Source organism: Mesorhizobium sp. CA6, assembly GCF_020165035.1.
Taxonomy (GTDB): Bacteria; Pseudomonadota; Alphaproteobacteria; order Rhizobiales; family Rhizobiaceae; genus Mesorhizobium.
In genome coordinates, this window is record NZ_JAIUHI010000004.1 from 139,667 (window position 1) to 152,282 (window position 12,616).

General features: G+C 58.6%; 9 protein-coding genes and 1 pseudogene. 9 read left to right on the top strand and 1 reads right to left on the bottom strand.

The genetic code is table 11. The annotated features are described in order from the left end of the window. From LB526_RS07440 to LB526_RS07455, 4 genes and pseudogenes are all read left to right on the top strand, one after another. Positions 1–3,060: a PAS domain-containing protein gene (locus LB526_RS07440; protein WP_224627066.1), complete on the top strand. Its 3,060-nt coding sequence runs from the start codon at positions 1–3 to the stop codon at positions 3,058–3,060. After that, a complete protein-coding gene (locus LB526_RS07445; protein WP_224582095.1) occupies positions 3,057–3,431 on the top strand; it encodes a response regulator in 375 nt (124 codons plus the stop codon). Before LB526_RS07440 ends, LB526_RS07445 begins: the two co-directional genes overlap by 4 nt. A 92-nt stretch (positions 3,432–3,523) precedes the next feature. Then, positions 3,524–4,141: a response regulator transcription factor gene (locus tag LB526_RS07450; RefSeq protein ID WP_224582278.1), complete on the top strand. Its 618-nt coding sequence runs from the start codon at positions 3,524–3,526 to the stop codon at positions 4,139–4,141. 1,168 nt (positions 4,142–5,309) lie between these two features. Continuing rightward, positions 5,310–5,952 (top strand): annotated as a pseudogene (locus LB526_RS07455) (VOC family protein). Positions 5,953–6,018: 66 nt separating this feature from the next. Here the strand turns inward: LB526_RS07455 and LB526_RS07460 are convergent. Beyond that, a complete protein-coding gene (locus LB526_RS07460) occupies positions 6,019–7,779 on the bottom strand; it encodes an MOSC and FAD-binding oxidoreductase domain-containing protein (protein ID WP_224627067.1) in 1,761 nt (586 codons plus the stop codon). Between the two features lie 291 nt (positions 7,780–8,070). On the opposite strand from LB526_RS07460, the gene LB526_RS07465 reads away from it, so the two are divergent. The 5 genes from LB526_RS07465 (at position 8,071) to LB526_RS07485 (ending at position 12,391) form a co-directional block, all read left to right on the top strand. Next, entirely contained in the window at positions 8,071–9,051 is a 981-nt protein-coding gene (locus tag LB526_RS07465; protein ID WP_224627068.1) for a DUF4331 family protein, read from the top strand. 80 nt (positions 9,052–9,131) lie between these two features. Continuing rightward, a complete protein-coding gene (locus LB526_RS07470; protein WP_224627069.1) occupies positions 9,132–9,713 on the top strand; it encodes a HupE/UreJ family protein in 582 nt (193 codons plus the stop codon). A gap of 133 nt (positions 9,714–9,846) precedes the next feature. After that, complete coding sequence (locus LB526_RS07475) at positions 9,847–10,557, top strand: sensor histidine kinase (protein WP_224582091.1); 711 nt, start codon at positions 9,847–9,849, stop codon at positions 10,555–10,557. Between the two features lie 98 nt (positions 10,558–10,655). Beyond that, on the top strand, positions 10,656–11,720 hold the full coding sequence (locus tag LB526_RS07480) for a dicarboxylate transporter/tellurite-resistance protein TehA (protein ID WP_224582090.1): 1,065 nt from the start codon (positions 10,656–10,658) through the stop codon (positions 11,718–11,720). A 215-nt stretch (positions 11,721–11,935) separates the two neighbouring features. Then, positions 11,936–12,391 carry a VOC family protein gene (locus tag LB526_RS07485; protein WP_224627070.1) on the top strand — a complete coding sequence of 152 codons (456 nt, stop codon included), beginning with the start codon at positions 11,936–11,938 and terminating at the stop codon, positions 12,389–12,391. The last annotated feature ends 225 nt before the right edge of the window (positions 12,392–12,616 follow it).

A 12,616-nucleotide genomic window follows, 5' to 3' on the forward strand; every position in this document is an offset into this window, starting at 1 on the left:
ATGGAGCCGCCGGTGGAGACCTCCTGGGAGGAAAATCAACGGCTCAAGCGCTCGATGAACGACTTGGTAAGCCTGCTAGCTCTCCCAGCGATCTGGGTAGGCGAGGATCCTGTTCACATCGCAAGCACATTGCTTGACGTGCTAAGCGCCATGTTGCCCGTTGATTTCGTTTATGCACGGCTGTTCGACACAGATGGCGCATGCCCGAATGAAATCGTTCGGGTCGGCCAGGCCTGTGCATTGGGGATGAGCGAGATAGGCAAAGCCCTCGATCATCTGCTTAGAGAGACGGAATCGAATTGGCCGTCCAGCGCCAGAATGGATGTCGGAGTGGGTGGTGTTTTTCTGGCGGTGGCGCGACTGGGGCTTGAGGGGGAAGCTGGAGTCCTGGTTGTGGGTTCAGCCAAGGCCGATTTTCCCAGCCAGTCCGATCAACTGCTTTTGAGTGTTGCTGCCAACCAGGCGAGCATTGCGCTCCAGGGGGCACGGCAGGCAAGAGATCAGAACCGCCTCGCCAAAGAGCTCGACCAGCGGGTTACAGAGCGAACGAGCGAACTCGTCGCCGCGAATAGAACTCTGATGCTGGAAATTGAAGAACGCCGGCGGACAGAAGAAGCCCTGCGAGAAAGCAAGGAAGCTCTTGCGACGAGCCGGCACGATCTCCAGCTGATTGTCGACACCATTCCGGCCTTCGCTTGGTTGACCCGCCCCGATGGCTATGTCGAGTTTTTCAGCCAGCATTACCTTGACTACGCCGGTCTGTCTGCCGAGCAGTCACAGGGCTGGGGCTGGACCGCCATAATGCATCCCGATGACCTGGATGAACTGACCGCCAAATGGCAGGCGTTGATGATCGCGGGTGTACCAGGCGAAGCCGAAGCACGAGTGCGTCGATCTGACGGAACCTATCGCTGGTTTCTGATCCGCGCCAACCCGTCGAGAGACGAATACGGCAACATTATCAAGTGGTACGGTGCCAATACCGACATCGACGAACGCAAGCGCGCTGAGGAGAAGGTCATCGATGCTGAGCGCGAGCTTCAAAGGATGATCGACGGTATCCCGGCGCTGGTTGGAGCTTTCCGCGCCGATGGCTCACAAATTTCCAGCAACAAGCGAGGACGCGATTTCACCGGGCTTTCTTCCGAAGACATCGCAAATGGTGGTTGGAGAAATAGAATCCATCCAGAGGACGTCGAAGCTGAAGAGAACAAATGGCTCGAATGTATCGCGACCGGAGAACCGTTCGAGCTAGAGTACCGAGTGCAGGCGGCCGACGGTACGTATCGCTGGCACATGGCGCGTCGCATACCGATCCGGGACGACGCCGGCAAAGTGATGCGCTGGTATGGTGTGAGCCACGATATTGATGGTCGCAAACAGGCAGAAGCCTTTCTGGCGGGTGAAAAGCGACTGCTCGAGATGATCGCGTCGGGCAGTTCACTGCGTGATGTTCTAAGCGCCTTGTGCACATTCGTCGAAGAGGCTGCCCCTGACTGCTTCTGTGATGTTCACATGTTCGATCAGGATAGCCTGACAATTGCCTACGCCGTGGCTCCTTCCCTGCCTTCAGCCTACAGCGATCCGATCGCGGGTACGCCTCTGAGCGGTGATTTGCTGCCATGCGGCATAGCGGCCGTTGAGAAAGTACAGGTCGTCACCGAGGACATTGAGCGGGATCCTCGCTGGTATAACTCGCCAGTCAGGTCCCATGTGCTGCGACACGGATATAGGTCGGTCTGGAGCACCCCGGTCTGTTCCAAGGAAGGGCGAGTGCTGGCCACCTTCTGCATCATTCAGCGAAAGCCCTCGTCGCCATCACCACACCAGCAAGATCTTATTGCGCATGCCACGCAGATAGCCAGCATCGCCATCGAGCGCTCGCTGACCGAGGCCGCACTCAGGCGGACCGAAACATTGCTTTCCGAAGCTCAGCGTCTGAGTTCGACCGGAGCGTTTTCATGGCGTGTGGATACGGATGAAATCGCGTTTTCCGAGGAGCTCTATCGCATTTTCGAGTTTGACCCTGCGCATCCAGTGACGATGAACCAAATTCTCAACCGAATCCATCCGGACGACATTCCATCCCTATCAACGCAAATGGCACGGGTTCGCGCCGGTGAGGGTAATCTGGGCTATGAGATCCGAATACGAATGCCGGACCACAGCGTTAAATTCCTGCGCACCTTCGGCCGCGTCGTGCGTCGCCAGGACGATCGGCTGGAGTGCCTCGCCGCGGTTCAAGACGTGACAGAGTACAGACGCGCAGAGGAGGCGCTTGGGAAGGCCCGGACTGAACTTGCACACGTATCGAAGGTTTCAAGCCTTGGAACCTTGACGGCCTCAATCGCGCACGAAGTCAATCAGCCGCTATCCGGCATTGTCACTAACGCTAGCACGTGCCTGCGCATGCTGGCCGCCAATCCGCCGAATATCGACGGCGCGCTCGAGACGGCGCGTCGTACGATACGCGACGGCAACCTGGCGGCGGATGTAATCGCTCGGCTGCGCGCGCTTTTTAGCAAGAGGGCTCCGATAATAGAGGCTGTGGATCTGAATGAGGCCGTGCGCGAGGTGCTGGCACTGTCGTCAGGAGACATTCGTGACAGTCGCGTGGTTCTGCAATCCCAACTGGCCGAAGGGCTACCGCATGTCGCGGGGGATCGAGTCCAGCTCCAGCAGGTGATCATGAACTTGTTGCGCAACGCCGCCGACGCCATGAGCGAGATCGAAGATCGTCCCAGGCAGGTCATGATCAGGACCGAGCCGGAGGTGAACGGTCATGTGCGGCTGTCGGTACAGGACACGGGCACTGGATTCGGTCCAGACGGCTCCCACCGTCTCTTCGAAGCTTTCTACACCACCAAGAGTGACGGCATGGGAATAGGATTGTCCATCAGTCGATCCATTATCGACAGTCACTCTGGGCGCCTGTGGGCAGCCGCAAATGATGGGCCAGGGGTTACGTTTTCTTTTTCCGTGCCCGAGTTTTCCGAGGCCCTGCTGATGCAAGATATGGATGTGGCCCATAATGATAAAAAATCAGTGGGGGTTAGATGAAGACTGCGCATGTAGTAATTTCTGTTGTCGACGATGACCGGTCCGTGCGCGAATCTTTGCCAGACTTGCTCAAGGAATTCGGTTTCAGCGTGAAGACGTTCTCTTCAGCAAATGAGTTTCTCATATCGGATAGCGTTGATGAGACCAGGTGCCTGATTCTTGACCTAGCGATGCCCGAAATGACGGGGCCTGAACTGCAACTTGAGCTGGCGCGTCGCGGACAGCTAATCCCGATTGTGTACATAACAGCGTGGAAGGATAGCACGGTCCGGCCGCGTCTGATGGAGCAGGGTGCGGTTGAGTGTCTGTTCAAGCCTTTCAGTGACCGAGCCCTTCAGGTGGCGCTTAGCTCGGCACTACGTGCACCTTGAACGCGGTGGTTGTTAACGATGTGCGAGAAGGATACTCTGCGATGCATCCGAATTTGGCGACTGAACTGGGCGTTGGGGCAAGGTCGGCATCCATGTCACAAGGAACGCCTGTCGTGTTCGTCGTTGACGACGACATCTCGGTACGTGAATCCCTTGAGTCACTGATCGGCTCCGCAGGCTGGCGGCCGGAGACGTTCGCCTCGGCGGAGCAATTTCTCAACTGCCCCCCCGCGTTGGTTCCAAACTGTTTGATTCTTGACATCAATCTCCCCAATCTCAGCGGGCTTGACTTGCAAAAGCTTTTGTCTGTCGGTCGCACCGACATGCCGATCATCTTTGTCACAGGCTATGCCGACGTGCCAATGAGCGTTAAGGCAATGAAGGCCGGTGCGGTGGAATTTCTAACAAAGCCATTTAGTGACGAAGAGCTCCTCGCGGCGGTTGGGTCAGCGCTGGAATGGAGCAAGACCTCACTCGCTCTTGGTTCGGAATTGCACGAGCTCAGGGATCGGCACGCGTCGCTCAGCCGTCGCGAACAGGAGGTTATGGCACTGGTCGTCTCCGGTCTGTTGAACAAGCAGGTCGGGTTTGAGTTGGGCATCAGCGAAATAACCGTGAAAGCACACCGCGGTCAGGCCATGCGTAAGATGAGAGCTCGCTCGCTCGCGGACCTGGTGAACATGGCTGCGCGGCTCAGCGGTGCTCAATAGCCAAACTGTCTGCGCCAGATCACGCTTCACATGGGGCAACATGGGAGGATTGCCGCCTGGGGAAGTGTTCAAATGCCACGCGGATCAGTTGCCCCCGTTTACCCAGCTGGCGCAGAGGTAAACAGTCCCATTCCTAATGTCACTGGATGGAACTCTCCACGCAAACAAATGGCGGGCACTCGGCCCGCCATCGTTCGGCTCGGACAGGGATCGCGCCCCGGCTTGGAAGATCACGAGCCGGCAAGCGCATTCAAGTCGGCGCAGAACTCCGCATAGGGCTTCGTCATTCCAGCGTCCTGGCATTCCTCATCATCGCCTCGCGCTTCGTGTTCGGGAGAGTGGCCAGCGCCGCCCTGAACCGCGATCTCATGACGGGACTTGTGTGTCCCGTTTCCCTGATCGAACCGGTATGAACGGGCTGCAGCTGGTTGATTGGGTCAATGACGTCAAGAGCCCCCGCAGCAGCAATCCCGCTGGACGCCGAAAGAGAAAACGCCGCTCCCAAGCACATACCTCTGATATTCATGATAAACTCCTTCCCTTTGTTAATATGCGTTACCGAGCAATGTCGGTAACTACAATGTTTACCCAACCATGGATTCACTGGAGCAAGTCCAGATGGGGTGTGAAGTATCAACGTTTCTGCGCGTTCACCATTGTTCGATGGTATCGCCGATACTTTGGAATGGGATGCCGGACAAATGCCCAGATTGGTGCGGGTACCGGCCTTTTGGAGTCCCTAATGTCCAAGGCGCCTCTTCGCCAGGAGCTGCCGAGATTCGACTGTAATCGGCGTCGCCGGCGGTTGCCTATACCAACGTGCAATGGATTTATCTCCATTGGGATCGGATGGTGTCTCAAGCGAGCCTAACGATAGAGCCTGAGGTGGCAGGAACGAGATTGCTGACTCCCTAGGAGCGGCAGCTGGTTGCCGCGACTGCACGTGTGGGAATCGTCGGTGCGCTTCCAGGCACGGCGCAAGCATGGGAGCGCGACCAGCGTGTCGAACCGGCGTTGGCTCAGTCCGCCGGGCTAGGCGGGTATGACGGCCGGAGGATGGCATTCGGCGACGCCATGGCTCGATTGATGCAGTTGACCGGTCTTCGTTTTCGCACGTCCAAAGTGTCCGAAGGCCCAACCCGAGGAGATTGACGTGAGTAATGATGCAATGAGCGTTGCAACTGCGACTGAAATTGCGAAAAGGGCCACCATCGAGATGAAGCTGGAGGCCATCGTCATCGGTGTCTCCGACGTCGATCGCTCCACGAGTTTCTATAGCCGTCTGGGCTGGAGGCTCGATGCGGACTTTGTCGTCGGCAATGCGTTCCGCGTTGTTCAATTCACCCCTCCGGGCTCAGCGTGCTGCGTGCACTTCGGCAAGGGCCTGACTTCGGCCGAGCCTGGGTCCGCGAAGGCAATTTACCTTGTCGTCCCCGACATCGAAGCGGCACGCGCTGAACTCGTGGCGCGTGGGGTCGACGCTAGCGAGGTGTATCATCGGGCCGGCCCAGGCCAGCCACCTGTCGGCGGCCGAGATCCAGAGGGGCGCAGCTATTCGTCTTTTGCCACATTCGCTGATCCCGATGGCAATGGTGGCTGTTGCAGGAGATCACGCACCGATTGCCTGGTCGCGAGGACGCGCAGGACACGACATTCTCGAGTTTTTGGAGCTTGCCGCTGCGTTGCGGCGGGCGGCTTCGGCACATGTCGAGCATGAAAGGCGGACTGGCGGCCAGCGTGACGACAACTGGCCCGACTGCTACGCGCAGTTCATGGTGGCGGAACAGACCGGTGGCCCGCTGCCGACGTAGTGGCCACGCGCGGAGATTTCCAATCCTGCGAGCGACAGCTCCGGTGTCGAAATTCCCCGGGGCAGATCAAAGGTCGAGAACAACGTCCCCATCGGGCTGCGAGCAGCAAATCAGCGCATTGGCCGTCGCCGGCGCGTCGATTGGCTCGGGGCTATAGGTGACGGTCCCAGTGACGAGTCCCGTCTCGCAAGTATGGCAGACGCCAGTTCGGCATGACCATCGCGTGGGCACGTCGCAGGCTTCGGCAAGTTCAAGTAAGCTCTGAAACCGTGATCCCCAGCGGACGCTCAAGCCACTCCGGGCAAAAGAAACACGGGGGCCCGCGTTGGGAGCTTCAACCAGCGGATGCGGCGATCGCGATGGATCGCTGGCTATCCCGGGCGTCGTCGAAGGACCTGGGCCAAACACTTCGGTATGGATTCTTGCAGGGGCGACGGCGCATGTGGCAAGACCGGCAGTCATGCCACTCATGAACACCGATGGTCCGCAGATGTAGAAGTCGGCATCTGGCGGCACACCCAGATCTTGGAGTGCGCGCACATCCAAGCGTCCGATAGCGTCGAAATCGACACCTAACCTGTCCTCGCGATCGGGCGAACTGTAGCGTATGTGGGAATGGCTGCGCGTCAAGGCCTCAAGCAGGTTTCGGGCCTCTTCGGCGAAAGGATGCTCGCGACCGCAATGGGCCCCATGGAACCACCAAACTTCTTGCGTCGACGCTCGGGCTGCCAATGCGTGAAGCATCGACATCATGGGCGTAACGCCCACTCCGGCGCTCAGCAGCACTATCGGGCGATCCTCGTCCCCGAGAATGAAATTGCCCCGTGGCGCGCTCACGTCCAGGAAATCTCCAACCTGGACGCTCTCGTCTATAAACGTGCTTGCCTCGCCATGCGGTTCCCGCTTTACGCTTACCCGATAGCACGGATCCCCGGGCGCACTCGACAAAGAGTAACTGCGCATAACAGCCGGCCCGTCGGCCGAAACCGCGAGGCGCAGCACGACGAATTGGCCGGGGATGGCGGCGTACAGATGAGAGTCATCCGTAGGCTCGAGGATCAATGAAACCACAGTCCCGCTTTCATGGACCTTGCGAGCCACCTTCAGCGGCCGGAACCCCGGCCATGCTGGTGGCCGTCCGGAGACAGGGTCCAGACCGGCATTTCCCGTCGTGGTTCCCTTCTCCCCTTGTCCGAGAAGTGCTCGGAAGGATCCTTGCCAACCAGGACTCAGCGCGGGAATGCGCAGTGCGCGCTCAAGCTGGCTCCGCGGATGGCTGGGCGTGTAAAGCAGCGCGTCCACCTCGGAGACCGTCATCGCCTCTGGGCCGATTTCCACCCGAGTGATTTCATCTCCCGCCTGAACCTGGCCTTCTTCCAGTACGCGCAGGTAAAAGCCAGGCCTGCCGCGCGCGACCAGCAGCGCGGCCATACGCGGCTCATTCATCCGGATGCCAACACGGTAACAGGTGACGCGCGGCTGCGTCACTTCCAACAGCGCGCCGCCGATGCGGTAGCGATCGCCAATGCAAACCTCACGATCCGGCAAGCCATCGACCGTGAAATTCTCGCCAAATTGCCCGTAAACGAAGTCGTTGCGACCTAGCTCGCTTTGCCAGAACCGATAAGAGTCGATTTGATAAACCAGCACGGCGCGTTGTTCCCCACCGTGCCCCGCGATATCTCCTTGCCGGTCGCCATCGATGTTGAGCCGACGCACCTGGCAGAGGCCCTCGACTGGCGTTTTCCAAACGGCGGTGTCGACGATCTTGCCTTGCCATGGAATGCCGCGCGGCAATCCCACATTGACCGATAGCACGCGAGCCATGTTCCCTCTTCTCCGTCAGCGTCGCGGGCTGCACCGCTCGCCAACATTTCACCAGAATGCCTTCAGGGTTACCACCAAAAGTACCATCGCGGGCCCGCCGATGCGACCGAGACCAAAGTATTGGAGATACCATCGTGCAATATATTCTGCCTCGTGGCACTGCCACAGTTTGTTCTGCTGAAGTGACGGACAGGTGTTTTCGTGGTCGCGATTTTACAGATGGTACTCTCGTGTCAGGGATAAATGTAGCTTTCGGCTTCCGCTTTGGTTCACAATTCGGAGAACATGATAATGTCTCATCACTATTCAGGCCCTGAGTTTGGCTTTCCTCGTGGAGACGCACGTTTGGACCTCACTGACATTTATGCCTTCCCCAAACCGGGAGACGCGAGCAAGTCGATCCTCATCATGAATGTGCATCCATCCTCGACGGTGATTGATCCACATTCCACAACCGCAGAGCCATTCGCCCCCGACGCGGTGTACGAGCTGAAGATCGACACAAACGGCGATGCAGTCGCCGATGTCGCGTATCGAGTGAATTTTGTGTCCTTATCGGAAGGAAGGCAGATCGCCTCTGTGAGTCGTGTGGAAGGCGCCTTAGCAGCTGGGGCCGACGACGGCGGGGAGGTCGTCGTCACGGCCGCACCAGTCTCGAGAGGAAGCGACGCCCAGGTAACGGAAGCAGGCGATTACCGTTTCTTCGCGGGTTGGCGAAGCGAGCCATTTTTCTTCGATACTCTCGGCGCAGTCGCTGATTTGCAATTCACGGGTGCTGATTTCTTTGCCGACAAGGATATCTGCAGCATCGTGCTGGAAGTAGCCAATTCCACGCTGGGCTCAAAGCCCATCGGTCTATGGGCTCGCATTTTGGACAGACAGGGCGACCGTTGGATACAGGTTGAACGTGGTGCTCGACCCCAGCAGGCAGTGTTCCTCCCCGGCGAGCAGAGAGAGGACTATCTCTCTGCCGAGCCGGCAGACGACAACCAGTTCATCAAGACGTTCGCGCACACCCTTGAGCACTCGGGAGGATACGGGCCTGCTGAAGCAGAGCGCGTGGCAAGAACGCTGCTTCCCGACATTCTCGTTTACGACCCGTCACGACCTGCGTCATTCCCGGAAAACGGCAGAAGCCTGACTGACGATGCCGCGGATGTCTTTATGGCCATTTTCACGAACGGCAGGGTTCCGGGGGATGGAGTGGGGCCGCACCGCGACCTGCTTGCCGAGTTCCCGTATCTGGGGTCGCCGCACAACCCGCACCTTTGAGGGTTGGAGATGTTCCCTGGGTGTTGTTCGATCCACTACCCGGCCGAACGACGCCCGTGTGCTTCACTGAGGAGACAGACATGCGATTGATCCTGATTTTGATAACTGTAACCCTCGCCTTGGCAACGCCAACCTTTGCCCACCCCGGCGTTGATTCCGTCGTTTCCTTTAACGCAGGGTTGGGTCATCCCCTCACGGGCCTCGATCACATCACAGCCATGGTGGCCGTCGGGATGTGGGCCGCCGCCAAGGGAAACCGTGCGCTCTGGGTGTGGCCGTTGACCTCCCTTGTGGTGATGCTGATTGGCGGCGCTCTTGGCCTGGCGCACATCACTGTGCCGTTGGTGGAGCCTGGCATCCTGGCTTCGGTGATCATCCTGGGGCTCATGGTGGGGTCGGCGGTAAATCCGCCGGTATGGATCGGAGCTGCCATCATTGCTCTTTTTGCGCTGCTGCATGGTCACGCCCATGGAACTGAGTTGCCTGAGACCGTGAATGGGGTTGAATTCGTTGCGGGATTTGCGTCTGCCACCGCGGTCTTGCAAGCAATCGGAATCGGATTGGCGCTCGCCTTGCAGCGCTCTGCGTCAGTTCCCCTCAGTCGCGCGAGCGGCGCGCTCTGCGTCGCGATCGGGGCGGGCCTGTACGCAGGAGTTCTTTGAAGCGGGGCCAAGCAAGAGCCGTTTCTGGCGTCAGATTCATTGCTGGATTGCAGCACAAGTGGCGCTGTGTGGCTGGGACTGACGCAAGAACTGTCGACCGGGCAAACGGAGGAATGGAATGTCAGGACCAGAGATGGATGATGACGTGTCTCTCAGCCCGGGCGTCGTTCCTGGGGGTCGCGTGCGTTCGCAGTTATCCACGGCGGGGGTGGTCCATGACCTGGGCAATCTCATCCAGGTGGCTTCCTCTGCGTTGAACCATCTGGCTCGCGAGCCCAGCATCTCAGCGGTTCCGGGAATTGATATTGTAATTGCCGGTGCCAGAACCGCGTTGGATCGAGCGGGCGGGCTTGTCAGGCAGACGATCAAGACGGCCCGGGAGATTCAGGGCAATGTCGAGCATGCGAACATAAGCGTGTGCCTGGTCGAGATTGAATCTCTTGTCCGAAGTGCTCGATATGAAAATGTTCGTTTTGAGTTTCGGGTAGATTCCAACCTCCCTTTGGTAAGGTGCGATCGGGCAGGCTTGCAGAACGCGGTCCTGAACCTTGTGTTCAACGCTCGTGACGCAATGCCTGACGGCGGTTTGATCTCAATCGACGCCTTTGCCCCGGAAAGCCTTCGTCAGGTCGCCATTCGCATTCGGGACAGCGGAATTGGAATGACCGGCGAGACAGTGGTCCGGGCATTTGATCCCTTCTTCACGACAAAGGGCGGTGGCTTTGGCGGTGTCGGCCTGCCGATGGTGAAACGTTTCGCCGAAGAGTCCGGAGGAAGCGTCCATATCGAGAGCGTACTCGGGATGGGCACAACCGTGACATTGCGATTGCCCGTAACAAGCTGACGAAGCACTGCGAGCGGTCCAATCGCGACTGCGGCCGGGCACCGGGTGTGCTGTGACAATCCCCTATCACCACGAGCCGGAAACCGTGAGGAGCAACAATGGAAAAGCCGTCCATATCTGAAGGCATCACACCACTGAGTGGGTTGGCGTTGGACGAAGCGGTGGCATCCGCGCACGAGGGGATGATCCCTCCGCCCATCGAAAAATCTCTGATAGCGCGGTTTCCCGCTTCGTTCTTTGCGATCGGCCTGGGGACAAGTTCCTTCGCTGGTTCGTGGCAGTTAGCGCATCAGCTCTGGGCGGCTCCGGAGGGGATTGTTGTGGCATTGGTGTTGCTTGCGGCGTGTCTGTGGGCAGTCCTTCTGACGCTCTACATTCTGAAGTTGTCGCTGGCTCCAATGGCGTTGCGAGCAGAGCTCGCCAATCCCGTTCAGAATTGCTTCCCTGGTCTGGCGGGCGTCGGCATGATGCTCACTGCAGTGAGCATGTTGCCCTACAGCAAGATTGGGGCAGTCGTGCTGCTTTCTACGGGAGGTGTGCTCGCAGCAAGCTACGGCATCTGGCGGACCCAAATGATCTGGCGGGGGACGATTTCGATGTCCGACGCGACCCCTGCCCTATATTTGCCGGTTGCCGCGGCCTCTTTTGTCCTGAGTATTGGCTTGTCGACATTTGGCTGGTTTGACTGGGCCGAGCTGGCGTTAGGGGCGGGACTCTTCTCATGGCTGGCGACCGAATCGCTATTGTTTGGCCGGCTCTATTTTGGTGAGCCGCTAGCCAGCCAGATCCGATCGACGATGGGTGTCCAACTGGCGCCGCCGGCGGTGTGCTCACTGGCCTACGCTGATTTGTCGGGTACCGCTGGAGACGTGTTCGTCCACTCCCTCGTGGGTTACGCGCTTCTGCAAGCAATTGTCGTTGGCGCCATTCTCTCACGGATCCTACGACGCTTCTCCGCCGGACTTTGGAGTGTCAGCTTCGGGGCCACAGCATTGGCAACGTCAATTGAAAAGCTGGCTGTTCGAGGCGACACGAATGTTGCGACGGTCCTTGCTCTGCCGGTTTTTGTCGGCGTCAACCTGCTTATCCTGTGGCTAACCGTCAGAACGATCATTTCGGCTATCTCCGGTTCTCTACTGCCTGTCGCCCAGGAGGAGAAATGATCCCGTGTGCAAATTCCGCCCTGCAATAGCGGCCACGTATAGCCGTGCTTCGTGGGTCTGAAGGGCCGCGACTTGGCAGGTGCTTCGGTCGGCACTGCGACGTTCCCTTGCCACGGGCTGCTCACAACTGCCGATTTGCAAAGGAGACGCCCGCGCAGGATCGGCAGCCAAGGAAGGTCGCGAAGATTTGAACTTTGTCTCAATGGGAGTCCCGGATGACCCAAGCGATCGTAGCGGATCAAATCTATGCAATGCCCCCGCAAAAGGGCTTTACCGTCGCGCATTTTTTGACAGTGGCCGACATCGGTCGTTCGGCGCGGTTTTACGAGAAGGTCTTCGGAGGCCGCATTCTGAGCCTGGGAGATAGCAGTGGTGCGCCCGGCTACATTCAGATCGCGAATACTTGGCTGATCGTAAACGTCGGGGGTGGGCCTACCCCCGACAAACCGTCCGTCATGCTGGATGTTCCCGGCGATCCCAATTTAGTCAGCAGCTTTCTGAACATTCGCGTTGCCGATATCCACGGCTGCCATGAACTATGGCAAGCCCGAGGTGCTGAATTCATTACCGAGCCGATGGAGAAGTACGGCGAGACGCGGTGCTACATTCGCAATCCGGACGGCTATATCATCGAAGTGGGTCAAAGTGAGCCAGGGGTCGTATTTGGTTAGCCAGGGAGGCGCAAGGCCAGAACTGCACGACGAGGAGAGCAAGCATGCTGCCGAGTTGTTGGGTCAAAGCTTGTGACGAGCAGCCTATCGGTCCTGCGACTGATCTGCGGCCCGGGCGCTTCGATGGGAAATCGATGTCAAGTATCGGCGGCCTGGTTCTGATATTGGAGGAGCCAACGTCAAGAGCGTCATTGGCGAGACGTGGCCCGTACAGAACGCCGGCTG

Excerpts from the sequence above, each read along its gene's own strand:
- LB526_RS07440 (WP_224627066.1), top strand. The coding sequence starts at position 1 with ATGGAGCCGCCGGTGGAGACCTCCTGGGAGGAAAATCAACGGCTCAAG.
- LB526_RS07445 (WP_224582095.1), top strand. The coding sequence starts at position 3,057 with ATGAAGACTGCGCATGTAGTAATTTCTGTTGTCGACGATGACCGGTCC.
- LB526_RS07450 (WP_224582278.1), top strand. The coding sequence starts at position 3,524 with ATGTCACAAGGAACGCCTGTCGTGTTCGTCGTTGACGACGACATCTCG.
- LB526_RS07460 (WP_224627067.1), bottom strand. The coding sequence starts at position 7,779 with ATGGCTCGCGTGCTATCGGTCAATGTGGGATTGCCGCGCGGCATTCCA.
- LB526_RS07465 (WP_224627068.1), top strand. The coding sequence starts at position 8,071 with ATGTCTCATCACTATTCAGGCCCTGAGTTTGGCTTTCCTCGTGGAGAC.
- LB526_RS07470 (WP_224627069.1), top strand. The coding sequence starts at position 9,132 with ATGCGATTGATCCTGATTTTGATAACTGTAACCCTCGCCTTGGCAACG.
- LB526_RS07475 (WP_224582091.1), top strand. The coding sequence starts at position 9,847 with ATGGATGATGACGTGTCTCTCAGCCCGGGCGTCGTTCCTGGGGGTCGC.
- LB526_RS07480 (WP_224582090.1), top strand. The coding sequence starts at position 10,656 with ATGGAAAAGCCGTCCATATCTGAAGGCATCACACCACTGAGTGGGTTG.
- LB526_RS07485 (WP_224627070.1), top strand. The coding sequence starts at position 11,936 with ATGACCCAAGCGATCGTAGCGGATCAAATCTATGCAATGCCCCCGCAA.